This is a genomic window from Bradyrhizobium sp. ORS 278 (genome assembly GCF_000026145.1).
Classification (GTDB): domain Bacteria; phylum Pseudomonadota; class Alphaproteobacteria; order Rhizobiales; family Xanthobacteraceae; genus Bradyrhizobium.
The window spans coordinates 2,744,832-2,771,306 of sequence record NC_009445.1 but is presented as its reverse complement, the minus strand read 5'-3'; the positions used below and the strand labels follow the sequence as shown (position 1 = coordinate 2,771,306).

Annotated in this window: 23 protein-coding genes; 11 read left to right on the top strand and 12 right to left on the bottom strand. The window is 65.1% G+C overall.

Annotated elements, in window-relative coordinates; translation table 11 throughout:
- Complete coding sequence (locus tag BRADO_RS12125) at positions 1–336, bottom strand: hypothetical protein (protein ID WP_041757477.1); 336 nt, start codon at positions 334–336, stop codon at positions 1–3.
- A gap of 189 nt (positions 337–525) precedes the next feature.
- Between BRADO_RS12125 and BRADO_RS12120 the strand changes: the two genes are divergently transcribed.
- The 4 genes from BRADO_RS12120 to BRADO_RS12105 all read left to right on the top strand — a co-directional run bounded on the left by BRADO_RS12120 (position 526) and on the right by BRADO_RS12105 (position 4,414).
- Positions 526–939, top strand: coding sequence for a Zn-ribbon domain-containing OB-fold protein (locus BRADO_RS12120; protein ID WP_011925613.1), 414 nt, complete (start codon positions 526–528; stop codon positions 937–939).
- A 4-nt stretch (positions 940–943) separates the two neighbouring features.
- Complete coding sequence (locus BRADO_RS12115) at positions 944–2,083, top strand: thiolase (protein WP_011925612.1); 1,140 nt, start codon at positions 944–946, stop codon at positions 2,081–2,083.
- A 172-nt stretch (positions 2,084–2,255) separates the two neighbouring features.
- Entirely contained in the window at positions 2,256–3,170 is a 915-nt protein-coding gene (locus BRADO_RS12110; RefSeq protein ID WP_011925611.1) for an SDR family oxidoreductase, read from the top strand.
- A gap of 128 nt (positions 3,171–3,298) precedes the next feature.
- Complete coding sequence (locus BRADO_RS12105; RefSeq protein WP_041757475.1) at positions 3,299–4,414, top strand: SMP-30/gluconolactonase/LRE family protein; 1,116 nt, start codon at positions 3,299–3,301, stop codon at positions 4,412–4,414.
- A gap of 1,375 nt (positions 4,415–5,789) precedes the next feature.
- On the opposite strand, the gene ppc is transcribed toward BRADO_RS12105, so the two are convergent.
- The 3 genes from ppc to BRADO_RS12090 form a co-directional block, all read right to left on the bottom strand.
- Positions 5,790–8,573: a phosphoenolpyruvate carboxylase gene (gene ppc, locus BRADO_RS12100; protein ID WP_041757474.1), complete on the bottom strand. Its 2,784-nt coding sequence runs from the start codon at positions 8,571–8,573 to the stop codon at positions 5,790–5,792.
- 120 nt (positions 8,574–8,693) lie between these two features.
- Positions 8,694–10,238: an acyl-CoA synthetase gene (locus tag BRADO_RS12095; protein WP_041756418.1), complete on the bottom strand. Its 1,545-nt coding sequence runs from the start codon at positions 10,236–10,238 to the stop codon at positions 8,694–8,696.
- 126 nt (positions 10,239–10,364) lie between these two features.
- Entirely contained in the window at positions 10,365–11,174 is an 810-nt protein-coding gene (locus BRADO_RS12090) for a crotonase/enoyl-CoA hydratase family protein (protein WP_011925607.1), read from the bottom strand.
- Between the two features lie 102 nt (positions 11,175–11,276).
- Between BRADO_RS12090 and BRADO_RS12085 the strand changes: the two genes are divergently transcribed.
- Positions 11,277–12,152 (top strand): SDR family oxidoreductase, encoded by an 876-nt coding sequence (locus tag BRADO_RS12085; RefSeq protein ID WP_006613814.1) that lies wholly within the window; start codon positions 11,277–11,279, stop codon positions 12,150–12,152.
- A 115-nt stretch (positions 12,153–12,267) separates the two neighbouring features.
- The gene (locus BRADO_RS12080) at positions 12,268–13,848 is read left to right on the top strand and encodes a fatty acid--CoA ligase (protein WP_011925606.1); all 1,581 of its coding nucleotides are present in this window, start codon (positions 12,268–12,270) and stop codon (positions 13,846–13,848) included.
- A 185-nt stretch (positions 13,849–14,033) separates the two neighbouring features.
- Here BRADO_RS12080 and BRADO_RS12075 read toward each other — a convergent pair whose 3' ends face one another.
- The gene (locus tag BRADO_RS12075) at positions 14,034–15,308 is read right to left on the bottom strand and encodes an acyl-CoA dehydrogenase family protein (protein ID WP_011925605.1); all 1,275 of its coding nucleotides are present in this window, start codon (positions 15,306–15,308) and stop codon (positions 14,034–14,036) included.
- Between the two features lie 166 nt (positions 15,309–15,474).
- On the opposite strand from BRADO_RS12075, the gene BRADO_RS12070 reads away from it, so the two are divergent.
- On the top strand, positions 15,475–16,254 hold the full coding sequence (locus BRADO_RS12070) for an enoyl-CoA hydratase-related protein (protein ID WP_011925604.1): 780 nt from the start codon (positions 15,475–15,477) through the stop codon (positions 16,252–16,254).
- 247 nt (positions 16,255–16,501) lie between these two features.
- On the opposite strand, the gene BRADO_RS12065 is transcribed toward BRADO_RS12070, so the two are convergent.
- Genes BRADO_RS12065 through BRADO_RS12055 form a run of 3 tightly spaced genes read right to left on the bottom strand, consistent with a single transcriptional unit; the run spans position 16,502 to position 18,668 of the window.
- Entirely contained in the window at positions 16,502–16,888 is a 387-nt protein-coding gene (locus BRADO_RS12065; protein ID WP_011925603.1) for a DUF6285 domain-containing protein, read from the bottom strand.
- Positions 16,888–17,877 carry a phosphotransferase family protein gene (locus BRADO_RS12060; protein WP_041756417.1) on the bottom strand — a complete coding sequence of 330 codons (990 nt, stop codon included), beginning with the start codon at positions 17,875–17,877 and terminating at the stop codon, positions 16,888–16,890. Before BRADO_RS12060 ends, BRADO_RS12065 begins: the two co-directional genes overlap by 1 nt.
- Positions 17,874–18,668, bottom strand: coding sequence for an enoyl-CoA hydratase/isomerase (locus BRADO_RS12055; protein WP_011925601.1), 795 nt, complete (start codon positions 18,666–18,668; stop codon positions 17,874–17,876). The genes BRADO_RS12060 and BRADO_RS12055 overlap by 4 nt, the downstream gene beginning before the upstream one ends.
- Positions 18,669–18,834: 166 nt before the next feature.
- On the opposite strand from BRADO_RS12055, the gene BRADO_RS12050 reads away from it, so the two are divergent.
- Together BRADO_RS12050 and BRADO_RS12045 are read left to right on the top strand one after the other, a co-directional pair.
- Positions 18,835–19,614 carry an SDR family NAD(P)-dependent oxidoreductase gene (locus BRADO_RS12050; protein ID WP_041756416.1) on the top strand — a complete coding sequence of 260 codons (780 nt, stop codon included), beginning with the start codon at positions 18,835–18,837 and terminating at the stop codon, positions 19,612–19,614.
- A gap of 168 nt (positions 19,615–19,782) precedes the next feature.
- Positions 19,783–20,616 carry an alpha/beta hydrolase gene (locus BRADO_RS12045; protein ID WP_011925599.1) on the top strand — a complete coding sequence of 278 codons (834 nt, stop codon included), beginning with the start codon at positions 19,783–19,785 and terminating at the stop codon, positions 20,614–20,616.
- Between the two features lie 96 nt (positions 20,617–20,712).
- Here the strand turns inward: BRADO_RS12045 and BRADO_RS12040 are convergent, their stop codons facing one another.
- On the bottom strand, positions 20,713–21,003 hold the full coding sequence (locus tag BRADO_RS12040; RefSeq protein WP_011925598.1) for a hypothetical protein: 291 nt from the start codon (positions 21,001–21,003) through the stop codon (positions 20,713–20,715).
- A 185-nt stretch (positions 21,004–21,188) separates the two neighbouring features.
- Between BRADO_RS12040 and BRADO_RS12035 the strand changes: the two genes are divergently transcribed.
- On the top strand, positions 21,189–21,809 hold the full coding sequence (locus tag BRADO_RS12035; protein WP_011925597.1) for a flavin reductase family protein: 621 nt from the start codon (positions 21,189–21,191) through the stop codon (positions 21,807–21,809).
- A 307-nt stretch (positions 21,810–22,116) separates the two neighbouring features.
- Here BRADO_RS12035 and yghU read toward each other — a convergent pair whose 3' ends face one another.
- A complete protein-coding gene (gene yghU / locus BRADO_RS12030) occupies positions 22,117–22,992 on the bottom strand; it encodes a glutathione-dependent disulfide-bond oxidoreductase (protein ID WP_041756415.1) in 876 nt (291 codons plus the stop codon).
- Positions 22,993–23,178: 186 nt separating this feature from the next.
- On the opposite strand from yghU, the gene BRADO_RS12025 reads away from it, so the two are divergent.
- Entirely contained in the window at positions 23,179–24,693 is a 1,515-nt protein-coding gene (locus BRADO_RS12025; RefSeq protein WP_011925595.1) for an acetyl-CoA acetyltransferase, read from the top strand.
- 185 nt (positions 24,694–24,878) lie between these two features.
- Here BRADO_RS12025 and BRADO_RS12020 read toward each other — a convergent pair whose 3' ends face one another.
- Positions 24,879–25,217, bottom strand: coding sequence for a hypothetical protein (locus BRADO_RS12020; RefSeq protein ID WP_041757473.1), 339 nt, complete (start codon positions 25,215–25,217; stop codon positions 24,879–24,881).
- Between the two features lie 121 nt (positions 25,218–25,338).
- Entirely contained in the window at positions 25,339–26,445 is a 1,107-nt protein-coding gene (locus tag BRADO_RS12015) for a J domain-containing protein (RefSeq protein ID WP_011925593.1), read from the bottom strand.
- Positions 26,446–26,475: the final 30 nt, after the last annotated feature.

The window sequence follows — 26,475 nt, the reverse complement described above, 5'->3', positions numbered from 1 at the left end:
CTAACTTGGGTCTAGACTTGGGTCAGCGGCATCAGCCGAAATATCGAGATCGAGCAGCGCGGAACTCAGCGACTTGCCGTGCGCATCCAGCGCCAGCGAGCGCGTCACCCCGCCGCCGAGCGCACGGCTCATCACGAAGTTCAGCGCCGCGATGTTGGGCAGCTCATAGCGGACCACCTCCCCCAAGACAATGCCGGCAAAGTGCGCCCTGACCCGCTCCGCCGTCACCTCTGCGAGCAGCAGCGGATAGTGCCTGGGATCATAGGCGATGACCGAGATGTTCGAGGTGTCCCCTTTGTCGCCGGTCCTGGAATGGGCGATATCGCGCAGCTTCATCTGAACTCCGATCATGTGATCGCATCAAAGACCAATTTTCATCGGGCGGCAATTGCCACCACGACACCTCTGCACCACCAGGAGAGCCGCATGCGCAGCACGATGGACCGTTGACGCCCCTCCACCAAATGGCGCATCAAAACAGCAAAGGAACGGGCGACGGAGCCCGCCGCAGGGAGAACAATCCGGATGGCCGAGCCGATGCGCGCACGCCCGAAGCCCACACCGGAGACGCAGCATTTCTGGGACGGCACCAAAGCCGGCGAGCTGCGGCTGCAGCGCTGCGACGCCTGCGCGCACGTCTATTTTCCGCCGCGACCGTTCTGTCCATCATGCGCCTCCCGGAAGGTGAGCATCTTCAAGGCGTCTGGCAAAGGCACGCTCTACAGCTACGTGATCAACCATCGCCCGGCCGCGCCCGGCTTCACGCCGCCTTACGCGATCGCCGTCGTTGCGCTGGAGGAAGGGCCGCGCATGATGAGCAACATCACCGGCTGCCCGCAGACACCGGAGTCGCTGGAGCTCGACATGCCGCTCGAAGTCACCTTCGAGCCGCTGGACGAGCAGATCACCCTGCCCCTGTTCCGACCGGCGAAGGGCTGAGCCGATGCGCAGAAACCAGGTTGCCGTCGTCGGCGCGGCCGAGACCACCGAGCTCGGCGTCATCCCGAACATGTCGCAGATCCAGTTGCATGCGGACGCCGCGCTCAACGCCATCGCCGACGCCGGGCTGAAACTCAGCGACATCGACGGCTTCGCCACCGCGGTCGAGACGCCGCAGCAGATGTGTCATTACCTCGGCATCACGCCGACCTGGGTGGACGGCACCTCGGTCGGCGGCTGCTCCTTCATGCTGCATGTCCGCCACGCGGCGGCGGCGATCGAGGCCGGGCTGTGCAAGACCGTGCTGATCACCCATGCCGAAAGCGGCAAGTCGATGATCGGCAAGCTGCCGCGCTCGATTCCGGCCGACAGCCTGCAGGGCCAGTTCGAGGCGCCGTTCGGCGTCTACGGCCCGCCCAGCATGTTTCCGATTCCCGTGCTGCGCTACATGAAGACCTACGGCATCACCCATGAGCAGCTCGCGATGGTGGCGGTGGTGCAGCGCGAATGGGCGGCGAAGAATCCGCGCGCGATGATGAAGGACACGATCACGGTCGAGGACGTGCTGAACTCGCGCATGATCGCCTATCCGTTCCGGCTGCTGCAATGCTGCCTGGTCACCGACGGCGGCGGCGCGCTGATCCTGACCTCGGCCGATCGCGCCAAGGATTTCCCGCAGAAGCCGGTGTACATTCTCGGCACCGGCGAGAGCGTGGAGACGCCGATGGTCAGCCAGATGGAGACCTTCACCTCCTCGCGCGCCTTCAAGATCGCAGGTCCCCTCGCCTTCAAGGAAGCCGGCATCACGCACGCCGACGTCGATCATCTGATGATCTACGACGCCTTCGCGCATCTGCCGCTGTTCGGCCTCGGCGATCTCGGCTTCATGCCGCATGAGGAGACCGGCCCGTTCATCGCCGCCGGCCACACGCGCCCCGGCGGCAAGCTGCCGCTGAACACCAATGGCGGCGGCCTGTCCTACATGCATTCCGGCATGTACGGCATGTATGCGCTGCAGGAGAGCGTCCGCCAGATGCGCGGCATCGCGCCGGCGCAGGTGCCGAATGCGAAAATCTCGGTGTGTCACGGCGTCGGCGGCATGTTCGCCGCGTCGGGCACGATCATCTTCACCAACGAGAGATAGTGACATCCATCATCCTGGAGCCCTCTCCCTCGCTCCGTCCCTACTCCATGGCGATCGCATGTGATGGTGCAGATTTGAGTCGGGCTTTCTCGCGAACCACTCAGATCCTCAGATGCGGTTGCCAGCGGCCCATGGCCGGAGCAGATTCTCACATCAAGCCAAGGAAACCACCATGACCAAATCGCTTCAGGACAAAGTCGTCATCGTCACCGGCGCCGGCCGCGGCATCGGGCGCGAGATCGCGCTGCTGTGTGCCGCCGAAGGCGCCAAGGTCGTCGTCAACGATCCCGGCGTCGCTTCCGACGGCTCGGGCACCAGCGCCGCGCCCGCGGAGGAAGTGGTCGAGGAGATCCGGAAGGCCGGCGGCACCGCGGTTGCGAATTTCGAAAGCGTGTCCGAGGCCATCCCCGCCAGCAGAATCGTGAAGGCCGCGACCGATCATTTCGGCAAGCTCGACGGCGTGGTGAACAATGCCGGCATCCTGCGCGACATGATCTTCCACAAGATGAGCATCGAGGCGTTCGAGGCCGTCATCAAGGTGCACCTGATGGGCTCGTTCTATGTGTCGCACTCCGCGGCGCGGCTGTTCCGCGAGCAGGAGAGCGGCTCGTTCGTGCACTTCACCTCGACCTCGGGCCTGATCGGCAATTATGGCCAGGCGAACTACGCCGCCGCCAAGCTCGGCATCGTCGGCCTGTCGAAGTCGATCGCGCTCGACATGGGCCGCTTCAACGTGCGCTCGAACTGCGTCTCGCCGTTCGCCTGGAGCCGCATGATCGGGACCATCCCGGCGGAGACCGAGGCCGAGAAGGAGCGCGTCGAGCGCATGAAGCGGATGGGGCCGGAGAAGATCGCACCGGTCGTCGCCTATCTGCTGGGCGATGCCTCGAAGGACGTCACCGGCCAGATCTTTGCCGTGCGCATGAACGAGATCTTCCTGATGGGTCAGTCGCGTCCGCTGCGCTCGGTGCATCGCGGCGAAGGCTGGACGCCGCAGACCATCGCCGAACACGGCATGCCCGCGCTGAAGCCGTCGTTCTACAAGCTCGATCGCTCCGCGGATATTTTCGGCTGGGATCCGATCTGAGCGCTGCATCGCGCAAAATCATCTTCGCAGCGCAAACTATCTCAAGTTGTTTTTTATCCGAACAACCCGCTGAAAGCCACGATTTCGTCGTATGGTCGCCTCCCAACAAAAAATGTTTGGAGGAGACCATGACGAATTCACGACACGCTATCGCGCAGGACTTGCCGGCCGAAGCTGATCGCTTCGACCGGCGCACGCTCCTCAAGGGCGTGGCAGGTTTTGCCGCTGCGGCTGCGGCGGTTTCGCCGGCCCTCGCCCGCGACTACGGGCCGAGTGCCGAGCCGCAGCGCTATCCCGATCCCGACATCGTCGTGATCGATGAGAAGCGCTTCAAGGCCAAGGTCGGCAACACCACGATCAAGCGCCTGTTCACCGGTTGCCTGTGGGCGGAAGGACCGGCCTGGAACACGCAGGGCCAGTATCTCGTCTGGAGCGACATCCCGAACAACAGGCAGTTGCGCTATCTCGACGACGACGGCCACATCTCGCAGCAGTTCCGCAAACCCTCCAACGAGTCGAACGGCAACAGCTTCGACTATGAGGGACGGCAGATCTCGGCGGAGCGCACCCGCCTCGTGCGCTTTGAACACAACGGGACCGTGACGGTTCTCGCCGAGCAGGCCAACGGCAAGCCGCTCAACGGCCCGAACGACATGGTCGTCAATCCCGCCGACAAGTCGATCTGGTTCACCGATCCCGGCTACGGCTCGATCAACCTCTATGAAGGCCAGAACGTGCGCAACGGCTCCAACCAGCCGTTCCAGAAGGAAGCGGTGTACCGCGTCGACGCGCAGTCCGGCGTCGTCACCAAGGTGGCCGACGAGCCGTTCAAGCCGAACGGCATCGCCTTCAGCCAAGACTACAAGAAGCTCTATGTCTGCGACACCGGCATCACGCACTATCCCAACGCCAAGAACGTGATCTGGCAATACGACATCAACGGCGACAAGCTGTCCAACCCCAAGGCCTTCATCGACATGGCGCTGGACGGCAGGTCGGGCTTCGCCGACGGCCTGCGCGTCGACATCGACGGCAACATCTGGGTCGGCGCCGGTTGGGTCGGCGAAGGCTATGACGGCGTCCACATCTTCGCCCCCGACGGCCAGCGCATCGGCCAGATCAAGCTGCCCGAGATCTGCGCCAACGTCTGCTTCGGCGGCAAGAAGCGCAACCGCCTGTTCATGACCGCAAGCCAGTCGCTGTACGCGGTGTATGTGGAGACGCAGGGCGCGCATATTTGTTAGGCTGGGCTGATGCACCGGCGCGCGCTGCTCGTCCGCCTCACGTCAGCGCGCGCAAGGCATCGTCATTTGCCCCATCGACATGAGCACGCTGCTCACGGTCGATGCTGCACTCGCGTTTAAACACACCCGTAACCTTCGCACCGCTGTGCAATGCAGAGCCCTCGCCCCTTGTGGGAGAGGGCAGCATCGGCCGACCCGCAGGCTCGGTCCGGTGAGGGGTTCTCTCCGCGAGCGAAACTCGTTGCGACAGACCCCTCACCCGGCCGAGTTCGTTGCACCGCCGTCCATGCCCTCTCCCACAAGGGGCGAGGGCGCAGTCATGACCATCGTGCCCGCGGCGACGCGGCTCATGGTTCATGTGCAGCTCTGACTTCGGAGCTGGCCCCTCATGGTGAGGAGCGCCGCGCACCGGTCATGCCACGATGGACGGTCTGCATGTCGGCGCGTCTCGAACCATGAGGCCTTGGCCGGGCCTCGCCCTTCGAGACGCGCGCCAAGTGGCGCGCTCCTCAGGGTGAGGCGTGAAAGTGTGCTGTAACGTGCGACGCGCTTCATTGGCGACAGACCTGCGGTCCTAGCGACAGTGTCATTGGCCTCGCACAAACTTCCACAAAAAATAATTTTCTTGCTATTTTTCAGAATTCATGGTCTCCTCCCCCCATCCCGCCTCAAGCAAGGGGCGTAGCGCGCGATCGTCACGACACGCGAGGCGGGGATGCGATGGCCGCGGTGAGCCGCAGCGTGTCCGACAGGATGCGCGGACGAACGGCTTGGCTGCGGACGTGAAATCGCGTGGTCCTGGCGCCCCGACGCAGGCGTCAAGTTCGTGTGGTGCTCCGCATCGCACGGGCGACGGTGTCTACGAGCCGGCACACCGGGGAGATCGCGTATAAGCGTGAAGACATCGCGCGGGGAATGCCGGATGGTCGGCTGAACCTGTGGTGACTGCCGCCTGCTTATCTTTCTGCAGGCGGGCCATGGGTGAGGCCTTCACCCGGCATTCCCCGCGCCCTTGCGTGATTGTGAGGGACGCAAGTTTCATCACCTTGGGCGCGATGCGCCGCGGGAACGAGACGCTATGTCCCGCGCTGTTTGAGACTGTGAAACGGAAGATGTTCGAACGGCGCTTCGAGTGCACCGCTCATGATTGCGCCCTCTCCCCTTGTGGGAGAGGGCATGTAGGATGGTGCAGCAGGTTCGGTTGGGTGAGGGGTTTCTCTCCACGAGTTTTGCACGCGGCGATAGACCCCTCACCCAACCGAGTGCACCGAGAGGCCGGCGATGCCCTCTCCCACAAGGGGAGAGGGCGCCGTATTTGACCGTGCGCCTGCAATGGACAAGCCGGGCCACGACGGCGTCGATGCAGAGCTCTCGCCTACCCCGTATTCCTCAAGCCCGCCGAGATGCCGTTGATGGTCAGCTGAATCCCGCGCAGCACCTGCTCGTCCGGGTTCTGCGCGCGGTGCTCTTTCAACAGCTCGACCTGCACGTGATTGAGCGGGTCGAGATATGGGAAGCGGTTGCGCACCGAGCGCTCGAGCAGCGGATTGCCCTGCAGGAGCCGTTCCTGGCCGGTGATGTCGAGCAAGGTCTCGATCACCAGGTTCCATTCGCGGCGGATGCGGCCGAAGATCTGTTCGCGCAAGGCTTCGTCCGGCACCAGCTCAGCATAGCGCGAGGCGATGGCGATCGAGCTCTTGGCGAGCACCATGTCCATGTTCGACAGCAGCATGCGGAAGAACGGCCACTCCTGATAGAGCTCGCGTAGGAACGGCATGCCCTGCTCCGGATTCTCTGCGATCCAGGCCTCGACCGCGCTGCCGAAGCCGTACCAGCCCGGCAGCATCAGCCGGCACTGCGCCCAGGAGAACACCCAGGGGATCGCGCGCAGATCCTCGATCGCGCGGGTCTTCTTGCGCGACGCCGGACGGCTGCCGATGTTCAGGGTCGCGATCTCGTTGATGACGGTCGAGGACCAGAAATAATCGACGAAGCCATCGGTCTCGTAGACAAGGCCACGATAGGCCTTGAATGCAAGCTCCGACAGACGATCCATCGCGGTGAGATATTCGCGTTTCGGCGCCGGCTGGCGTGGATGCAGCAGGCTGGCTTCGAGCGTCGCCGCTGCCAGGATCTCCAGATTATAGCGCCCGACTTCCGCGTTGGAATATTTGCTGGAGATGATCTCGCCCTGCTCGGTGATGCGGATCTGGCCGTTCACGGCGCCGCCGGGCTGCGCGATGATGGCGTCGTAGCTCGGTCCGCCGCCGCGGCCGACCGAGCCGCCACGGCCGTGGAACAGCCGCAGCCTGACGTGATGGCGCTCGAAGATTTCGACGAGATGGATCTCGGCCTTGTACAGCTCCCAGCCGGAGGTGACGAAGCCGCCATCCTTGTTGCTGTCGGAATAGCCGAGCATGACCTCCTGCACGGCGCCGCGGCTGTCGACCAGGCGGCGATAGTCGTGCAGCGCCAGCATCCGGTCCATGATGCCGCTGGACGCCTGCAGATCCTCGATGGTTTCGAACAGCGGCACGATGTTGACAGCGCAGCGCCCCGACGGGTCGATCAGCCCGACCTCCTTCAAGAGCAGCGCGACCTCCAGCATGTCGGACATGCCCTTGCACATCGAGATGATGCACTGGGAGATCACGTCGGCGCCAAACGTGGCATGCGCCTCGGCGGCGGCACGGAACAGCTCGAGCTCGCCGATGGTCTCGTCGCTGTACTTGACGAAATGCGACACCAGCGGGCGCGTATTGCGCAGCTCGTTGACAAGCAAGCCGACCCGTGCATCCTCGCTTAGCGCCAAGTAGGACATGCCGGGCATGGCGGTATCGATCAGCTCCGCCACCGTGCGCTCGTGCACAGCCGAGTTCTGGCGGATGTCGAGCCGCGCCAGATGGAAGCCGAAGCAGTCCACCGCGCGCCGCAGCAGCCGCAACCGTCCGCGCGCGATCACCTCGGCATTGTTCGCGATCAGCGAATGGTGCAGCACGTCGAGATCGTCTTGCAGCTCCTTGACGCTGTCATAGGGCGCGACATCAGCCACCGGCAGACGGCTGATCTCGATGCCGAGCTTCTTGGCGGTCGCGGCCAGCCGGGCATAGATGCCGGACACCGCCAGCCGGTAAGGCTCGCCGCGCCGGTGCGGCGAGGTGTCGGGAGACTTCTCCGCGAGCGCGCGCAGCTCCTCCGAAACATCGGCGAGATGCGCGGCAATCGACAGCTCGCTGCCGAGCAGGTGCAGCTCTTCGAGGTAGTAGTGCATCGCCAGGCTGGATTGCAGCTTCAGCGTGCCGCGCATGACCTCGGCGGTGACGAACGGATTGCCGTCGCGGTCGCCGCCGATCCAGCTGCCCATGCGCAGGAACGACGCGAGGTCGCCCGCCACCTCAGCGCCGTCGTTGAGCCGGTCCTCGAGCGAGCACAACAGCCGCGGCACCTCGCGCAGGAAGGTGTAGTCGTAGAACGACAGCCCATTGGTGACCTCGTCGAGAACCGTCAGCTTGGTCCGGCGCAAGAGGTTGGTCTGCCACAGGGTCAGCACCGCGCGGCGCAGCGCCTCGTCATTGGCCTCGCGCTCCTCCGGCGTCAGCTGCATCCGCTCGCGGCGGTCGAGCAGCATCGCGACCTCCATCTCGCGGTCCATCGTACTCTTGCGCCGCACCTCGGTCGGGTGCGCGGTAAGGACGGGGCTGACCAATGCGGTCGAGAAGAACTTGCGCAACTCGGCCGCGTCGAATCCCGCCGATTTGGCATGGGCGAGCGTGGCCGCCAGCATGCCGGCGCCGCCATTGGCATCGCTCTTGGCGCGCATGCGGCGGATGTTGTTCTGGTCCTCGGCGATGTTGGCGAGGTGGGAGAAATAGCTGAAGGCGCGGACGATGCGGACAGTCTCCGCAATGGTCATGCCGTCGAGGATCTGCTCGAGCTCGCGCCGCGCCTGACGGTCCTCATCGCGGTGGAAGCGCACCGAGGTCTGGCGGATGCGCTCGACCAGATCGAACACGTCGGCGCCCTCCTGGTCGCGAACGGTGTCGCCGAGGATGCGGCCGAGCAGCCGGATATCCTCGCGGAGCTGCGCGTCCGCTTCCATGGCCTGCACGTCGGCGGCGCGGTTGGGACGGATTTCCTCTGTGATGGCTTGCGGCGACATGGATACGCTCTCCAGCATCTGCCCATTTACGGGTCAGTCTGCCGTATCTGCATTGCAGCGCAAGATCAAGAAAGAGGCGTCGCCTGCCTTATTCGATGCGCTCGACCAGCACGCACACGGTCAGATCTTCCGCCCCGCCTGCTCCCAATAGGGATCGCGCAGCCGCCGCTTGAATATCTTGCCGGAATCCTCGCGTGGCAATTTCGCCTGGATTTCAATTTGCCTGGGCACCTTGTAGTCGGCCAAAGAGGCCTTCAGCCGCAGCTTGATCTCGCCAGTATCGAGCACCACGCCCGGTTGCGGCTCGACCACCGCCATCAGCGCCTCGCCGAACTCGGCGTCGGGAACGCCGAAAACGGCGCAATCATGCACGCCGGGCACCGCGTGCAGCACGGCCTCGATCTCGGCCGGATAGATGTTGACGCCGCCGGAGATCACCATGTCGCGCTTGCGGTCGCACAGGAAGACATATCCCTCGGCGTCCATGTAGCCGACATCACCCGACGTGATGAAGCCGTCGCGATCGATCTCGGCGCGCTTCTCAGGCTTGTTGTGATAGGTGAAGTCCGGATTGCCCGCGATACGCGAATAGATCTCGCCGATCTCACCCTGCGGCAGGATGCGGCCGTCGTCGCCGAGGAAGCGCAGCTCGGCGCCGGGCGAGACCTTCCCGACGGTGCCGGGCTTTCGCAGCGCGTCCTCGGAGGTCGCGAAGGTCACCGCGCCCGATTCGGTCGAGCCGTAGAATTCGTAGATCACGGGGCCCCACCACTCGATCATCGCGCGCTTGACGTCGGCCGGGCACGGAGCGGCGGCGTGAATCACGTGACGCAGCGAGGAGACGACAAAGCGGCGGCGCACCTCCTCCGGCAGCTTCATCAGCCGGATGAACATGGTCGGCACCATGAAGATGGTGTCGATCCGCTCGGACTGGATGACGGAGAGAAACTCTTCCGGCTCGAAGCGCGGCATCAGCACCAGCGCGCCGCCGAGCCGGCCGGCACGCAGGCCGAAGGCGTTCGGCGCCGAATGATACAGCGGGCCTGGCAGCAGCGCGCGCGAGCCCGGCTTCAGCCCGTAGATCAGCGCCCGCATCCGCTCGGCCGACGCCGCCTGCTCCACCGTCGGCGCGCTGCGGCGGACGCCCTTGGGATGGCCGGTCGTGCCGGAGGTGTAGATCATGTTCTGCGGCTGCGGCACCTGCGGCCCTTCGTAGGGGCTGTGCTGAACGAGCCAGCTCTCCAGCTCGATGGCAAATTCAGGCGGCTGAAGCAAATCTGCAGAGATCTTGTAGTTGGACAGGATCTCCGGCGGTGTCGGCACGCTGAGGACGGTGACGCCAGGTGGAATAAGACCGCGAAGCTGGTGCAAGAGATCGGCATGACCGATCAGCACCCGCGTCGCCGAATCCTTCAGGATGTAGTCGATCTCCTCCGGCTTGAAGTGCCAGTTCACCGGCACGCCATAGGCGCCGAGCCGCATCGCGCCATAGGCGGCCTCGATGAAGGCGATGTCGTTGCGCATCAGCATGCAGACGCAATCGCCTTGGCGCACGCCGAGTTGCGCGAGACCACTGGCGATCCGCGCGGCGCGGTCGGCGATCTCAGGATGGCTGCGCCGGCGGTCGCCGGAGATGATGCCGGAAAAAAGGGCGGACGTTTCCATTCTTGTTGCCTTATCCGATCTGACGTCGGTTTGAGTGTCGTCGTCATTCCGGGGCGATGCGCAGCATCGAACCCGGAATCTCGAGATTCCGGGTCTGCTCCTTCGGAGCATCCCGGAACCACTGTGCTAATCCGCGAACTTCGGTGCGCGCTTCTCGATGTTCGCCCGCACCGACTCCAGCTGGTTCGGACTACCGATCAGCTTCTGCTGCTCTACCGACTCCGCCAGCAGCGCCGGGCCGGGATCAACGGAAAGATTGTTCAGCATCCGCTTGGCCGCGCGGATCGCGTCGGGGTTCTTGTCCGCGATCTCCCGCGCCGTCTCCAGCGCGGCGGCGCGCGGATCGGGGCAGATTCGGGTGACGAGACCGTAGGCCTGCCCCTCCTCCGGCGAGAACACCCGGCCGGTGTAGGTCAGCTCCCGCAGGATATCGTCGCGCATCAAGGTCGCCAGGATCGGCGTGCCGGCCATGTCGGGCACGAGACCCCATTTGATCTCCATGATCGACATTTTGGTCTCCGGTGCGACGTAGCGCATATCGGCGCCGAGCGCGAGCTGGAAGCCGCCGCCATAGGCCACGCCATGCACCGCAGCAATCACCGGCACCGGTAGCTGCCGCCAGCCCCATACCGCCTGCTGCGCGAAGTTGGCCTTGCCGTGGGTGCGAACGGTGAGGTCGCGCTTCTCGCCGCCAGCGATACCATTGCCGCCAGACTCCTTCATCGCGGCGAAGCGGCCCATGTCGAGCCCGGCGCAGAACGCGCGGCCCTCGCCCGACAGCACCACGGCGCGCAGCCCCTTCTCGTTCGACAGCCGTTCGGTCGCGGCCACCAGCGCTGCGAACATCTCCTGATCGAGCGCATTCATCTTGTCGGCGCGGACCAGGCGGACATCGGCGACGCCGTCCTTGATCTCGATCGCGATGCGGTTGTCCATCGGGCGGTCTCCTCACGATTGTCTTTGTGACTTTACATGGGGCTGTCGGAGCGATTTAGTCAATCGACCAATTAACTCACAACATGTCAGGCGGAAACTTCCATGTTCAAGGACAATCTCCTCGAGGGTCGACGCATTTTGGTGACCGGCGGCGGCACCGGCCTCGGCAAGGCGATGGCCGCCCGCTTCCTGCAGCTCGGCGCCGAAGTGCATATTTGCGGACGGCGGAAAATCGTCTGCGACGAGACCGCCACCGAGCTGATGGATCTCTATGGCGGGCGCGTCACCAGCCATGGGGTCGACATCCGCAACGCGATGGCGGTGGAGGAGATGATCGAGGCGATCTTCCAGGAGGGCGGTCTGACCGATCTCATCAACAACGCCGCCGGCAATTTCATTTCCCGCACCGAGGAATTGAGCCCGCGCGGCTTCGATGCGGTCGCCAACATCGTGATGCACGGCACGTTCTACGTGACGCATGCCGTTGGCAAGCGCTGGATCGCGGCGAAGCAACCGGGCAACGTCGTCTCGATCACGGTGACCTGGGTGCGCAACGGCTCGCCCTATGTGGTGCCGTCGGCGATGAGCAAGTCGGCGATCCACGCCATGACGATGTCGCTGGCCACCGAATGGGGCCGCTACGGCATCCGCCTCAACACCATCGCGCCCGGCGAGATCCCGACCGAGGGCATGAGCAAGCGCATCAAGCCCGGCGACGAGGCCGGCGCGCGCACCAAGGCGATGAACCCCATGGGCCGCGTCGGCACCATGGAGGAGTTGCAGAACCTCGCCGTCTTCCTGATCTCCGGCGGCTGCAACTGGATCAACGGCGAGACCATCGCGATGGACGGCGCGCAGGCGCTGGCGATGGGCGGCAATTTCTATCAGCTGCGCGACTGGAGCGACGACGACTGGACCAAGGCCAAGGAGTCGATCAAGGCGCAGAACGAGAAGGACCGCGCGACACGGACGAGCTGATGCGGTGTTGATCGGCGACGCACGCTCGGTAGACTGATCGAATGATGCTCGCTCCGGCACGATCCGGGGCGAGAAAAAAATAAGACTAAGAACACGTCACAATTGGAGGGGAAACATGTCCGTCACGACGGCAGCTTCGACGCTCGTCGACGTCGTGCGCAGCCAGGCGCAAGCACTCGGCTCCGCCACCGCCTATGAATTCGAGGGCCGCATCACCAGCTTCGCCGAATTCGACCGCAAGACCAACCAGGTCGCCAACGCGCTGAAGGCGCTCGGCCTTAAGCCGGGCGAGCGGATCGCTTATTTCGGCAAGAACAGCGACATCTATTTCGAGCTGCTGGTCGGGGCGATGAAGGCGAACGTCGTGATGGCACCGGTGAACTGGCGTCTCGCCGGTCCCGAGGTCGCCTTCATCGTCGAGGACTGCAAGGCCCCTGTCCTGTTCGTGGGACCTGAGTTCATCACGATGATCCGGCAGATCCGCGACCAGCTGCCGAGCGTGCGCCAGATCATCACCACCGAAGGCGGCGCGCCGGAATGGCAGGACTATACGGCCTGGCGTGATGCACAGCGCGCCGATGATCCGGGCGTTGCGATTACCCCGAAGGATATCGCGCTGCAGCTCTACACTTCCGGCACGACCGGCAAGCCGAAGGGCGCGATGCTGTCGCACGCCAACTTCCTCAACCTCGTCAACACCAGCAATCCCGAGGAGAAGCCGGACTGGAACAAATGGTCGACCGACGACGTCTCGCTGATCGCGATGCCGATCTTCCATATCGGCGGCTCCGGCTGGGGCCTGATGAGCCTTTATCATGGCGCCCGCGGCGTCATCGCGCGCGAGTTCGACCCGACGAAGATCCTGGATTTCTTCGAGCAGTCGGGGATCACCAAGCTGTTCATGGTGCCGGCCGCGATGCAGTTCGTCGTGCGACAGCCGCGCGCGCGGCAGGTCGACTTCTCCCGGCTCAAATACATGCTGTACGGCGCCTCGCCGATTCCGGCTGCGCTGTTGAAGGAGTGCATCGACGTCTTCAAATGCGGCTTCGTGCAGATGTACGGGATGACCGAGACCACCGGTACCATCGTCGCGCTGCCGCCTGAAGATCACGTCGAGGGGCTGGAGCGGATGCGCTCGGCCGGCAAGCCATTGCCCGGCGTCGAGGTCGCCATCATCGATCCGCTCGGCAATCCCTTGCCGCCGCGCGAGGTCGGCGAGATCGCGACGCGCTCCGGCTCCAACATGGCCGGCTACTGGAATCTGCCTGAGGCCACCGCGCGCACGCTCGGCAAAGACGGCTGGCTGCGCACCGGCGATGCCGGCTACATGGATGAGGACGGCTACGTCTACATCCACGACCGCATCAAGGACATGATCATCTCCGGCGGCGAGAACATCTATCCGGCCGAGGTCGAGAGCGCGATCTGCGATCACCCCGACGTCGCCGAGGCTGCCGTGATCGGCATTCCCGACGACAAATGGGGCGAGGCAGTCAAGGCGATCGTGGTGATGAAGCCGGGCAAGCAGGCCACCGCGACCGACATCATCAACTTCACCCGCACCCGCATCGCCGGCTTCAAGACGCCGAAGACCGTGGATTTCCTCGATGCGCTGCCGCGCAATCCCTCGGGCAAGATCCTGCGGCGCAATCTGCGCGACCCGTATTGGGCTGGAAAGGACAGGCAAGTGAATTGACCAAGCGCTTGCACGACGACTCCTGGATCGCTTCGCTTGCGCTCGCGATGACGTGGGAGAGAGTGTGCGCTCTCTCAATACCGTCATTGCGAGGCGCCCTTGCGCCGAAGCAATCCAGGGGCCAAGTGACTGGTCTGAATTCCTGCGCCGGCCCTCGCAATGACGAACTTCCTACGACGACAACCTCACCTCTTGTTCGCTCCCATATATCCAAACAGGAACCCCGCCACCTTGCGCATCTGGATCTCCTCGCTCCCCTCCGTGATGCGGTAGCGGCGGTGGTGGCGGTAGATGTGCTCGAACGGCTTATGGCGCGAATAGCCCATGCCGCCATGCACCTGAATGGCACGGTCGGCGGCCTCACAGCACAGGCGGTTAGCCCAGTAGTTGCACATCGAGACCTTGTCCGACAGCGTGTGCTCGACCTGCGCCTGCGTCAGCTGATCCATCTCCCACGCGGTCTTGCGGATCAGGAGCCGCAGCATCTCGGCCTGGGTCGCCAGCTCCACCAGCGGCCACTGGATCGCCTGGTTCTCGGCCAGCGCCTTGCCGAACGGCTTGCGCTCCCGCGCGTAGTTCACGCTCTCATTGATGCAGAACACCGCGGCGCCGAGCGAGCTCGCGGCCTGCCGGATGCGGTTCTCGTGAACGAAGCACTGCGCCAGCGACAGCCCGCGGCCGACCTCGCCGAACAGCGCATCCTCCGGGACGAACACGTCGGTGAAGCTGACACGGGGATGGTCGGTCGGCATGTTGAAGGTCCAGAGATACTCCTCGACCTTCACGCCTTCGCTCTTCGCCGGCACCAGAAAGCAGGTGATTCCGCGGGCATCGCCGTCATTGCCCGAGGTGCGCGCGAACAGCGCGCAGTGGGTGGCGACGTGCATGCCCGTCGTCCACATCTTCTCGCCGTTGATCAGCCATCCCTTGACGTTGTCGCGCGTCGCCGGGACGGCCTTGGTCTCCATGTGGGTCGCGTCAGAGCCGTGATGCGGCTCCGTCAACCCAAACGTGATGCGGTACTTGCCGGTGATCGAACCGTCGATCATCGCCTTCTGATCGTCGCGGCCGTAGCGGTCGAGCATGGTGACGATCGGCAAATTGCCGACGATCGAATGCTCGTTCTGCAAATCGTTGTGCAGGCCGAGTCCCTTGGAGGCGAAATGCTCGCGGATCACGGCCATCCAGAGATTCGAGCCGTCCTTGCCGCCATAGCGTTTCGGGATCGCGAAGCGCAAATGGCCGGCGGCATCGGCGCGATCCTTGGCTTTACGCAGCAATTGCTCCCACTCATGCCGCGGCAGGCCGCCATTCTCGAAATCGGTGCGCGCCCATTCCCGGCGATGGTCGAAGAACCGGATGTTGTCATCGGCCTCCTCGAGCGGCTTGATCTCGGCATCGATGAAGCGGTCGAGCTCGTCAAGATAGGCTGTGAGCTCCTTAGGCAAGGAAAAATCCATGGCGTGTCTCCCTGTGCGTGTCGTTGTTGTTCTTGATCTTGGTCGGGCCGGCTCTCCGCCGCGTGCTTGTGGCGCGCAGCGCGGTTGCGTATTTGGATGGCCGCGCACGCGGCACAGGCGCTAAGCTCCCGCAACGTTGCCAATCAGAAAGCAGGAGGAACGACCGATGGAGCTGAAATTCTCGAAGATCACGCGCAAGGGACCGGTCACGATCGTGACCCTGGCGCGCCCCGAGGTCTACAACGCGCTGCATACCGACGCCCATTACGAGCTCGAAGCGGTGTTCGACGGCTTCGCCGCCGATCCCGAGCAATGGGTCGCGATCGTCACCGGCGAGGGCGACAAGGCGTTCTGCGCCGGCAACGACCTGAAATGGCAGGCGGCCGGCGGCAAGCGCGGCTGGGGCCGAAGCGGCTTCGGCGGCCTGACCTCGCGCTTCGACTGCGACAAGCCGCTGATCGCCGCCGTCAACGGCGTCGCGATGGGCGGCGGCTTCGAGATCGCGCTGGCCTGCGACCTGATCATCGCCTCTGAGAATGCCACCTTCGCGCTGCCCGAACCGCGTGTCGGCCTCGCCGCGCTCGCCGGCGGCCTGCAGCGGCTGCCGCGTCAGATCGGCATGAAGCGCGCGATGGGCATGATCCTGACCGGCCGCCATGTCGGCGCCCGCGAGGGCCATGAGCTCGGCTTCGTCAACGAAGTGGTGCCGCAAGGCGAAGCACTGTCGGCCGCGGAACGCTGGGCCGAGACCATCGCCAAGAACTCGCCGATGTCGATCCGCGCCTCCAAGCAAGCGATCGAGAAGGGCCTCGCGGTCTCGCTGGAGCAGGCCATCACCGAGCAGCGCGATTATCCCGCCGTGCAGGCGATGATCCATTCGCAGGACTACATCGAGGGTCCCAAGGCGTTCTCGGAGAAGCGGGCGCCGAACTGGCTGGGGCGGTAACTCCTCGCTGAGCTCGTCATTCCAGTGCGCGACGCAGTCGCGAGCCCGGAATCCATAACCACGATCGGGAGTATGGATTCCTCGCCTGCGCCTTGCGGCGCATCCCCGAATGACAGCTAAGGTGGTGGACGGACCTGTTCCGCTCTCACCACCGTCATTGCGAGCGAAGCGAAGCAATCCAGACTGCCTTTGCAGAAACAGTCTGGATTGCTTCGTCGCTGACGCTCCTCGCAATGACGGCGGAAAGTTAGGCGCCATCTCGGTCCCTCCCCGCCTCTCGTTTGTAGGCGGCATAGTTGGGCTGGTCGACAGCGAGCTTGTCGAGCGTGGTCTGCCAGAGGTGCTCCTTCAGCCCCGGCGTCGTGAGATCGAGGGTACCGCTAGCGATCTGCTCGGCCAGTGCGCGATTGAGATCGAGCAAGGTACCATCCTGTCCGAGCAACTCTTTCAAGCGCACATGCTCGGCAGTGTCCGCCGGCGCGGCCTGTATCAGTTGGCGAACCACGAGATCGAGCGCGTTGATGCCGACGCGCAGCTTGAAGGCCTGATGGCCCGAGATCAGCGGCGCGATGTCGTTGCGCAGGAAGTCGGCCACTGCTTGAACCAGCTCCGTCGGTGTCGGTTCGTCCTGCATCAGCCCTCTCCTCGCGGTGCCAGCAGCCGCAGCAGATCGATCTCGGTCTCGGAGGCGCGGCGGCCGATCATGGCGCGTTCCATCGAGTGGTCGGGGCCGATCCGAAACCGCTGCATCATGCCGCAGCACATCACGCCCCAACGCAACGTGCCCATGACCTCCCAGAACTTCACCCTGCCGGCATCGACCTTGCGGCCCGCGGCTTCGTACCCGGCGAACAGCTCCTCGCGCGCGCCGAAGCCGCCGACCGGTTTGTCGATCTCGCCAAATCGCCAGGAGTTGACGCAGATCCAGCCGAGATCCTCCATCGGGTCGCCGAGATGGGCGAGCTCCCAGTCGAGCACGGCGCGCACGCCGTCGGGACCGATGATGAGATTGCCGTTGCGGAAGTCGCCGTGCACCAGCGTCACCTCGGCAGAAGGGCCAGGATCGTTCTGCGACAGCCAACGCAACGCCAGATCGAACACCGGACGTGGCCAATCGAAGCTATGATACTCGCGCGCGAGCTCGGCGATCTCCTTGGTTGCGTTCATCTCACGCAGAGCGGGCAGCGCCTCGCGTGAAATGCCATGGATGCCGGCGGCGATGCTTCCGAGCTGGCGGGCGAGCCGCGGCCGGGCGTCGGCGAATTCAGCGTCGCGCAAAATCTTGCGCGCAATGGTCTCGCCCTCGACCCGGCGCATGATGAAGCCGGTGCCGAGATCGTCGGAGGGCCGCAGCACATGCAGCACCTCGGGCGACGGCACGCCGGCGGCATGCGCCAGCTGCATCAGGGCCGCCTCGTTGTCGAGCCCGGCGGCGCGGCCGGGCGCGGCGCCGTAGCCTTTTGGCGAGCGGCGCAGGATGGCGGCGACATCGCCGCCGGGATGGACGACGTCGAAGCGCCACGTCTCCTGGCTGGCACCGCCGGAGAGCTTCGCGGCGCCACGCACACCGGTCGCACCCGGCATGAACGCGGCGACGCAAGCTGACAGCTCGGTCTCGATCATTGGCCCTTGAACTTGGCGGGACGCTTCTCGAGGAAGGCGGTGACGCCCTCCTTGAAGTCGGCGGTGCTGCCGGCGATGCGCTGCGACTGGAATTCCTCGTTGAGCTGCTCCTCGAACGAGTTCTCCGGGCTCTCCCAATAGAGACGACGGATCTGCGCCAGCGCGACCGTCGGGCCGTTGGCGAGCTCGTGCGCGAGCTTCATCGTCTCCTCTTTCAGCGCCGCATCGTCATAGATGCGGTTGACGAGGCCCCATTGCAGTGCCGTCTCGGCCGGCAGCTTCTCACCGAGCAGCGACAGCTCGATCGCGCGGGCCTTGCCGACAAGGCGCGGCAGCAGCCAAGTCGAGCCGCAATCCGGCACCAGGCCGATGCGGCGGAAGGCCTGCAGGAAGTACGCGGACTTGGCGCACAGGATCATGTCGCCCATCAGCGCGAAGCTCATGCCGGCGCCCGCCGCCGGGCCGTTCACCGAGGTGACGATCGGACAATGCAGATTGCGCAGGCGGCGAAGGAAGGGATGAAAGGCGGTCTCGAGCGCCGCGCCCGCATTGCTGCGACCGGGCTTAGCCTGCGCGTTGCGGCCCTGCAGATTGGCGCCGGTGCAGAACGCGCGCCCGGCGCCGGTCACGACGAGACAGCGTACGTCGGCTTTCCTCTCCTCGATTTCGTCGAGCGCCTCGGCAAGGCCGCCGAGCATGTCGATCGAAACCGCGTTCATCACCTCCTGATGATCCAGCGTGAGGATGGCGACGGGCCCGTCGAAATCGAGCGTGACGTGCTTGAATTGCATGGTTTCCTCTCAAGAGCTGTTCGGGCGCTGCATTCTTCGCGGCGGAAATTCGCAAGTTTGCCGGTGCGTGCAGCATATTTGATTTTTGCGCTTCGCTTGTCCATGGTTGCGTCATCCCAATAACGGAAGCGACGCACAGCGTCCTCACATCATCACGGAAACGCTCATGACCCCGTTCGATCTCACCGGCCGCGTGGCGGTCGTCACCGGCGGCAATGGAGGGATAGGCCTCGGCATCGCCCAGGCACTTGCGTCCAGTGGCTGCAACGTCTCGATCTGGGGACGCAACACGGAGAAGAACAAGGCGGCTGCCGCGTCGATGGCCGCAGGCCCTGGCAAGGTCGACACGCGCATCTGCGACGTGACGAGCCCCGCCTCCGTCGCTGACGCCATGAAGGCCACGCTCGACACGTTCGGCCGCGTCGACGGCTGCTTCGCGAATGCCGGCATCGGCGGCGGCGGCCGCAAGCCCTTCATCGAGCGCAGCGAGGAAGAGTGGCGCACGATGTTCGCGACCAATCTCGACGGCGTCTTCCACGCCTTCCAGGCCGCCGCCAGGCACATGACTGCGCGCGCCGAAGCCGGCGATGCGTTCGGCCGGCTGGTTGCGACATCAAGCCTCGCCTCGCTTTTCGGCACCGCGCGCAACGAGCACTATGCGGCGACCAAGGCCGCCATCAACGCGCTGTGCCGTGCGCTGGCGGTCGAGCTCGCCCGCTACGGCGTGACGGCCAATGCGATCCTGCCAGGCTGGATCAAGAGCGACATGACGGCGGGCATCATGGGCAACGAGAAGTTCGTCGCCAACGTGATGCCGCGCATTCCGGTGCGCCGCTTCGGCGAGCCGTCGGATTTCGGCGGCATCGCCGTCTACCTGATGAGCAAGGCGTCGTCCTACCACACAGCCGACTGGTTTGTGATCGACGGCGGCTATACCGCGTTCTGATCTGCAGCGACGGACAGTGGACCGGCGCGCCGGTCCACGAAACCCGGCTTTGTTCCACTCCTCTATTCCAAGATTTCCGAAATTTAATCAGCCACGTGCTGCCACGCCCCCGTGACCTCGGCGTTGTCCCTCATCACATGACGAGGAGAATTCCAAGGGAAGGACGCCATGAAGCGCGGTGTGACGGTTTTGGCCTGTGTGTCTGCCCTGGCTGTGGCCGGCTACTTTGCGATGGCCAAATGGGGCATCCAGCACGAGAGCCGCGAGTTCTACGATGCCGCGCGGCAGCGGCCGATCAACGTCGACATCGCGGTCCGCACCGACTATGAGATGAAGGCCAATGCCGGGCTGTGGCGGCTGCCCGTGGCGGTCATCTCCAACGGCAATACGGTCAAGAACACCGAGTACTCGTTCCTGGCGAACGTGTTCGCCGCGCGCGGCTATCTCGTCGCCAGCGTGCAGCAGGATCTGCCGACCGATCCGCCGCTCGTCACCAAGGTTGGCCTGCCCTATGTCGGCCGGCTGGATGTCTACAAGAAGGGCGAGGCTAACATTCTCTGCGTGCTGAACGAGATGAAGAAGCGGCATCCCAATGCCGACTACGATCATCTGACGCTGGTCGGCCATTCCAACGGCGGCGACACCGCGATGTATTTCGCCAAGGAGCATCCGAACATCGTCTCGCAGGTCGTGACGCTGGACAATCTGCGCGTGCCTTTCGTGGTCAGGGACAAGCTGAAGATCCTGTCGTTCCGCTCGGACGATCCGCAGTTCAAGACCGATCCGGATGTGCTGCCCAAGCAGCTCGGCAAGAAGAGCGGCATCGACATCATCAAGACCGAATTCCAGCACACCTGGATGAGCGACCGCGGGCCCTATACGGCGCGGGAGCGGATCCAGGCGACACTTGACAAATATCTCGGCGGCGATGCGACCAGCGAGCTTGCGCCGGCGGATACCGACAATCTCATCGTCACGAACGGTGCCGCGGCCCTGCCGTGAGCCGGCCGGGACGCTCCTTTCCGCGAAACTCCTTCTTGAGGGCGGCAGGACGGCTGAGGCGGCTGCGCAACCGCAGCCGCCTCGCCGCGTGCGCGGTCAGTCCTGAGGTTTCTTGGCCGGTGGTCCGTTCTTGTTGCCGGGCATGCCCTTGATGTTCGAGGGATCCTGGGCGCTGACGCTCGGATTTTGCTGGTTGATGATCGAGGAGGAGCCGACGGTGCCGGAGTCCGTCGCCGTCGGTCCGTTCTTGTTGCCGGGCGCCCCCTGAATGCCCGCGCCGGAGTTGTGCGCGCTGGGCGGCGTGGTCGGCTGCTGGCCCCCCTGCGCCAGGGCCGAGGTGGCCGAGACGACGAGCGCACAGGCGATCAGACTGATCGTCGGTTTCATGGCGTAACCTCCATTTGTAGCTGCTGTGCTGTTCGAACGTGGCGCCGTCGGAGCCGTTCCAGGAACCGGCAATTTCCGCGAGGCGACCGGCGCGGATGCATGCATCCCCTGCCCGCTATATTGTCTTCCGCGACGCACCCTGGCCGACTACGGTCGGCTCACCGACATCTCCGAGGCCGCCTGACATGGAATACCTCTCCACCGATCTCAGCCCGCGCGAGCGCTACAAGATCCTGACCTCCTTCGTGCTGCCGCGGCCGATCGCCTGGGTCACGACCATGGGCGAGACCGGCGTCGTCAACGCCGCGCCGTTCTCGTTCTTCAACGTGATGGGCGAGGATCCGCCGCTGTGCGTGTTCGCGATCAATCTGCGCCCGGACGGCCGGGTGAAGGATACGCTGGTCAATATCCGCCGCGCCGGCGAGTTCGTCGTCCACATCACCGACGAGCCGCTGGCGCAAGCAATGCACGAGACCGGTGGCGACTTTCCGCCCGAGGTCAGCGAACCGGATCATCTCGGGCTGAAGCTCTCGCCCTCGCGCATGATCTCGGTGCCGCGGCTCGCGGCCGCGCCGTTCGCCATGGAGTGCAAGACCTGGCAGCTGATCGACGTCAACGGGGATCGCGTGCTGGTGCTCGGCGAAGGGCTCGCCTTTCACATCCGCGATGAGCTGTGGGACACCGAGAGGATGCGCGTCGAGATGGAGCTGTTCCATCCCGTGGGCCGCATGTTCGCCGACCGTTATTGCCGGACCAACGACCGGATGGATTTCCCGCCGGCGAGAGGGATAGCGGCAACTAAATAGCTGGTGTCGTCTCCGCGAACGCGCGGGACCCATACGGCGGTATCGATCGAGGAACGTCGCTGGCAGTTGCCCATCTCACGACGGCCAGTGGCTATGGGTCCCGGCTCGAGGCCGGGACGAAGGCGGCAATATTGTTTGCAGAGCGTCTCATCGTGGGTTCGTAGGGTAGGCAAAGCGCCGCCGAGAGGCGGCGCGTGCCCACCGGCGGTGGGTGTGAGGAACAGCGGTGAGCACCGCGCGCGAGTTATCGTGCATCGTAGCAACGACCTCGGCGCGACTTTGCCCGCCCCACAGGAGCCGCGCGCGACTACTTCCCCTGCTCGATCTTGTCCTGCGTCTTCGTCTCGAAATCGCTGGCGTCGTGGCGTTCGTGGAGCTGGCTGGCGGGATCACCGGAGACGCGGTTGACCATGCGGCCGCGCTTGACCGGGGGACGCTGCGCGATCTGGTCGGTCCAGCGTTGCACGTTCTTGTACTCCTGCACGGACAGGAACTCGCCGCCTTCATAGAGCAGGCCTTTGGCGAGCGCGCCGTACCACGGCCACACCGCGATGTCGGCGATGGTGTAGTCCGGCCCGGCGAGATACTCGCTCTCGGCCAGACGCCGGTCGAGCACGTCGAGCTGGCGCTTCACCTCCATCGCGAAGCGGTCGATGGCGTATTCGATCTTCATCGGGGCATAGGCGTAGAAGTGGCCGAAGCCGCCGCCGAGATAGGGCGCGGCGCTCATCTGCCAAAACAGCCAGGATAGGCATTCGGCCCGCTTGGCCGGCTCGGTGGGGAGAAAGGCGCCGAACTTCTCGGCGAGATAGACGAGGATCGCGCCGGACTCGAACACGCGGACCGGCTCGGCAGCGCTGCGGTCCAAGAGCGCCGGGATCTTGGAGTTCGGATTGATCGCGACGAAGCCGGAGCCGAACTGGTCGCCCTCGCCGATGCGGATCAACCAGGCGTCATACTCCGCGCCGGCATGCCCCAGCGCCAGCAGTTCCTCCAGCATGACTGTGACCTTCACACCGTTCGGCGTGCCCAGCGAATAGAGTTGCAAGGGATGACGGCCGACAGGCAATTCCTTGTCATGGGTCGGCCCGGCGATCGGGCGGTTGATGTTGGCGAAGCGGCCGCCGCTGGCCTTGTTCCAGGTCCAGACCTTGGGCGGCACATAGCTGTTCTGTTCAGACACGGGAGACTCCGGCGTAGGCGGCAAAACGAACCGTCGTTGTAGGCGCATATGCCGCGAAGCGGAAGCCGCACCGCACGCGGGCGCCATCCACATTTTCTGCATTGCACCGTCGAACCGCCGATGACAGAACCGAGACAAGACAACAATGACGGCCCGCCACCGGGCCGCTGCCGCTTGGAAACGCCGATGACCACCACTGCCCTGCCCCCGGACCGCATTCCCGTGATCGTCGGCGTCGGCGAGATCGTCGACCGGCCGAAGGACATCGCGGACGGACTGGAGCCGATGGCGCTGCTCGAGCAGGCGATCCGCCGCGCGGAAAATGACGCCGGGGCCAAGCTCGTGCAGAACACCGGCTCGCTCGACGTCGTCAACTTCCTGAGCTGGCGCTATCGCGATCCCCAGCAGTTGCTCGCGCAGCGGCTCGGCGTAACGCCGGCGCACTGCACTTACGGTCCGGTGGGCGGCGAGAGCCCGATCCGCTATCTGCACGAGGCCGCGTTGCGGATCGCGCGCGGTGAATGCGAGGTCGCGATCGTCTGTGGCGCCGAGGCGCAGTCGACCGCGACCAAGGCCGAGCGCGCCGGCGTGACCTTGCCTTGGACACCGTTCGCGCATGACGTGGAGGAGCCGAAGCGCGGCGCGGCCTTCCAGAAGCCACTGGCCGTGAAGCTCGGCGTGTTCCGTCCGGTCTCTGTCTATCCCTTCTATGAAGTCGCAACCGCCGCCAAATGGGGCCAGACGCCACGGCAGGCGCTCGCCGAATCCGGCGAACTGTGGTCGCGCTTCTCGGCGGTGGCCGCCTACAATCCGAATGCCTGGCTGAAGCGGCACTTCGCGCCGGAGGAGATCACGATGCCCTCGGCCGACAACCGCCCGATCGCCTGGCCCTACACCAAGCTGATGGTCGCCAATCCCATGGTCAACATGGGCGCGGCGCTGATCCTGACCAGCCTAGCAAAGGCGCGCGCCGTCGGAGTTGCCGAGAGCCGCATGATCTACCCGCTGGGGGGCGCTTCGGCGGAAGACCCGCGCGATTATCTCACGCGCGATCAGTTCGCGGAGAGCCACCCGCAGAACGCGGTGCTGAAGGCGGCGATGAACCTCGTCGGCGGCAAGGGCACGGCGTTCGACGTGATCGAGCTCTACAGCTGCTTCCCTTGCGTGCCGAAGATGGCGCGGCGGACGCTCGGGCTCGGCGCCGACGTCGAGCCGACCGTCACCGGCGGGCTCACCTTCTTTGGCGCGCCACTCAACACCTACATGACGCATGCGGCCTGCGCGATGGTGCGGCGGCTGCGCGGCGGCGGCGCCAGGCGCGGCCTGCTCTACGGCCAGGGCGGGTTCGTCACCAAGCATCACGCGCTGGTGATCTCCCGCGAGCCGCCGGCCTCGCTGTCACAAGACGTCAGCGTGCAGGCGGAGGCTGATCGTCATCGCGGCGTCGCGCCGGAGTTCGTCAGTGAAGCGAGCGGCCACGGCAAGGTCGAGAGCGTCACCGCGCTGTATGATCGGAATGGCGAGGTCGAGCATGGCGTGGTGATGCTGCGCACCGAGCAGCACACGCGCACGCTGGCGCGCGTGCCGCCACAAGATACAACAACGCTGGCGCGGCTGATGGATCTGGACCGGACCCCTGTCGGGGCGCTCGGCGAAATCAGCATGGCCGCTGATGGCGTGCCGGAGTGGCGGCTGAGCTAGGACGGAGCTGTCAACAAGGCACCGTCATTCCGGGGCAAGGCCGCAGGCCTTGAACCCGGAATCTCGATATTGTCTGGCGCCCGTTTTCAACAAGATCGGGATTCCGGGTTCAATCGCCATGCACCTTCGGCGCACATGACGATTGCCCCGGAATGACGGTGGGGATGTTGGCGCGTCAAGGGTCACTACGCCTCCTTCGCCTCGCGCTGCCAGCGCGCGTAGGCGGCATCCCAGCCGGGGTCTGCATCGGACTCGAAGCCGAGTGTGCTGCCGCCGCCGAGGTCGCGGAAGCCGATCATGGCGCGGCGGTGGGCGCCGCTTCTGACATAGGCGCGCATGCTGGCCTCGTCGGTCCAGACCGTCAGCGTGTGGTACACGCCGTCGACGGAACCCATGACGACACGCAGATTGCCGGGCGCCGCGCGCGCCTGGCGGGCAGCCAGCATCGTACGCCACCAGAACCGTGCGAGGCGCAACGGTCCGCGATGCGGACGGAAGCCGGTGACAGACACGTAGACGCTCATCGCGTACTCCCTGCGATCGCAGCCTGCGATGGTCATCTGGTCGGCAGCGCAGCGCGACCTGTCCATAACGTTGCCAAGCGTCGCCTGGATGTCAGGGCGCGCCTCACGCGTTTGCTTGAGCTCAGCGCCCGTCGCGCTTGGCAGCGCCGGGCGCTGGAAGCGCGCCGGTCGTTTCGGAGGCCTCGGAGCGTACGCGATTGTCGTCGGCGATCTGCTGCTCGCGCTTGCGCGCAAGCGCCTCGTCGCGGCGGGCGGCCGCGACCGCAAGATCGGGGTTCAGCTTGAGCGCCTGATTGAAGTCAGCGAGCGCACGGTCGTAACGCCCTTTCGCCAGCCAGACGGCGCCGCGATCGCTGTAGAGCTCGGGATCGTTGAAGCCCATGCGCACCGCGCGATCGAGATCGACCAGCGCTTCGTCGAAATCGCCCTGCTGCTGAAGCGCGAGGCCGCGCTCGTGATACAGCGTCGGATTGTTCGGATCGAGCCGGATCGCCCGCTCATAGTCGGCGACGGCGCGGTCCCACCGCTCCCTTCGGCCGAGGTCGCGGGCGCGATAGCGGTACAGGTCGGCATTGCGCGGCGCGAGCCGGACCGCCTCGTCAAAATCGGTGATCGCGCCGTCGACATCACCCTTCTGGCTGCGCTCCAGTCCTCGCTTGACGAAGCCGGCTGCCGACGTCGGCGCTTCCGCGACCACCTCTCCGGCGGTCGGCTCAGGGGTCGGCACTTGTGCCGGCGCAGCCGGCGGCGGAGAGGTCTGTGGCGGCGTGATCGCCGTCTCCCGAACCGCTAGTGCCGGGTCGCGCGGTATCTCCGATCGCTGCGGCTCGGATCGTTGCGGGGCTGCTGCTTGCTGCGCGACCGAGCGCGTTGGCTCCGGCGGCCTGCTCGCCCAATCGCCGAACGAGGGCAGCAGCAGGATCTCGAGCCCGATCAGGATGGCACTCAGCACGGCCGTGATGGTCGTGAATTGCAGAATCGCGTCCCAACGCTCGCGGCGGACGCGCGTGCGCTCGAAGGCGAGGCCAGCATCGTACTCGGCGCGCAGATCGGGATCGCGCAGCACCTTGTAGGCGAGGATGATCATCTTGAGCTGATGCTCCGCCGCCGCATCGCCGCCGCCCCGGAGGTCGGGATGATGCGCCTTCGCGGCGTGGCGGAACGCCCGCTTGATCGTCTCGAGATCAGCGCGCGGCGAAACTCCGAGCACCTCGTAATGCGTCTTCATAATACGGCCCCAAGCCCTTCTCTGCAGCGC

Bases quoted from the DNA above. Each gene is read 5' to 3' on its own strand.
- BRADO_RS12125 (WP_041757477.1), bottom strand. From the start codon at position 336: ATGAAGCTGCGCGATATCGCCCATTCCAGGACCGGCGACAAAGGGGAC.
- BRADO_RS12020 (WP_041757473.1), bottom strand. From the start codon at position 25,217: ATGAGCGTCTACGTGTCTGTCACCGGCTTCCGTCCGCATCGCGGACCG.
- BRADO_RS12035 (WP_011925597.1), top strand. From the start codon at position 21,189: ATGGAATACCTCTCCACCGATCTCAGCCCGCGCGAGCGCTACAAGATC.
- BRADO_RS12120 (WP_011925613.1), top strand. From the start codon at position 526: ATGGCCGAGCCGATGCGCGCACGCCCGAAGCCCACACCGGAGACGCAG.
- BRADO_RS12025 (WP_011925595.1), top strand. From the start codon at position 23,179: ATGACCACCACTGCCCTGCCCCCGGACCGCATTCCCGTGATCGTCGGC.
- BRADO_RS12115 (WP_011925612.1), top strand. From the start codon at position 944: ATGCGCAGAAACCAGGTTGCCGTCGTCGGCGCGGCCGAGACCACCGAG.
- BRADO_RS12060 (WP_041756417.1), bottom strand. From the start codon at position 17,877: ATGATCGAGACCGAGCTGTCAGCTTGCGTCGCCGCGTTCATGCCGGGT.
- BRADO_RS12105 (WP_041757475.1), top strand. From the start codon at position 3,299: ATGACGAATTCACGACACGCTATCGCGCAGGACTTGCCGGCCGAAGCT.
- BRADO_RS12040 (WP_011925598.1), bottom strand. From the start codon at position 21,003: ATGAAACCGACGATCAGTCTGATCGCCTGTGCGCTCGTCGTCTCGGCC.
- BRADO_RS12080 (WP_011925606.1), top strand. From the start codon at position 12,268: ATGTCCGTCACGACGGCAGCTTCGACGCTCGTCGACGTCGTGCGCAGC.
- BRADO_RS12045 (WP_011925599.1), top strand. From the start codon at position 19,783: ATGAAGCGCGGTGTGACGGTTTTGGCCTGTGTGTCTGCCCTGGCTGTG.
- BRADO_RS12110 (WP_011925611.1), top strand. From the start codon at position 2,256: ATGACCAAATCGCTTCAGGACAAAGTCGTCATCGTCACCGGCGCCGGC.
- BRADO_RS12085 (WP_006613814.1), top strand. From the start codon at position 11,277: ATGTTCAAGGACAATCTCCTCGAGGGTCGACGCATTTTGGTGACCGGC.
- BRADO_RS12055 (WP_011925601.1), bottom strand. From the start codon at position 18,668: ATGCAATTCAAGCACGTCACGCTCGATTTCGACGGGCCCGTCGCCATC.
- BRADO_RS12095 (WP_041756418.1), bottom strand. From the start codon at position 10,238: ATGGAAACGTCCGCCCTTTTTTCCGGCATCATCTCCGGCGACCGCCGG.
- BRADO_RS12075 (WP_011925605.1), bottom strand. From the start codon at position 15,308: ATGGATTTTTCCTTGCCTAAGGAGCTCACAGCCTATCTTGACGAGCTC.
- BRADO_RS12090 (WP_011925607.1), bottom strand. From the start codon at position 11,174: ATGGACAACCGCATCGCGATCGAGATCAAGGACGGCGTCGCCGATGTC.
- BRADO_RS12070 (WP_011925604.1), top strand. From the start codon at position 15,475: ATGGAGCTGAAATTCTCGAAGATCACGCGCAAGGGACCGGTCACGATC.
- ppc (WP_041757474.1), bottom strand. From the start codon at position 8,573: ATGTCGCCGCAAGCCATCACAGAGGAAATCCGTCCCAACCGCGCCGCC.
- BRADO_RS12015 (WP_011925593.1), bottom strand. From the start codon at position 26,445: ATGAAGACGCATTACGAGGTGCTCGGAGTTTCGCCGCGCGCTGATCTC.
- BRADO_RS12065 (WP_011925603.1), bottom strand. From the start codon at position 16,888: ATGCAGGACGAACCGACACCGACGGAGCTGGTTCAAGCAGTGGCCGAC.
- BRADO_RS12050 (WP_041756416.1), top strand. From the start codon at position 18,835: ATGACCCCGTTCGATCTCACCGGCCGCGTGGCGGTCGTCACCGGCGGC.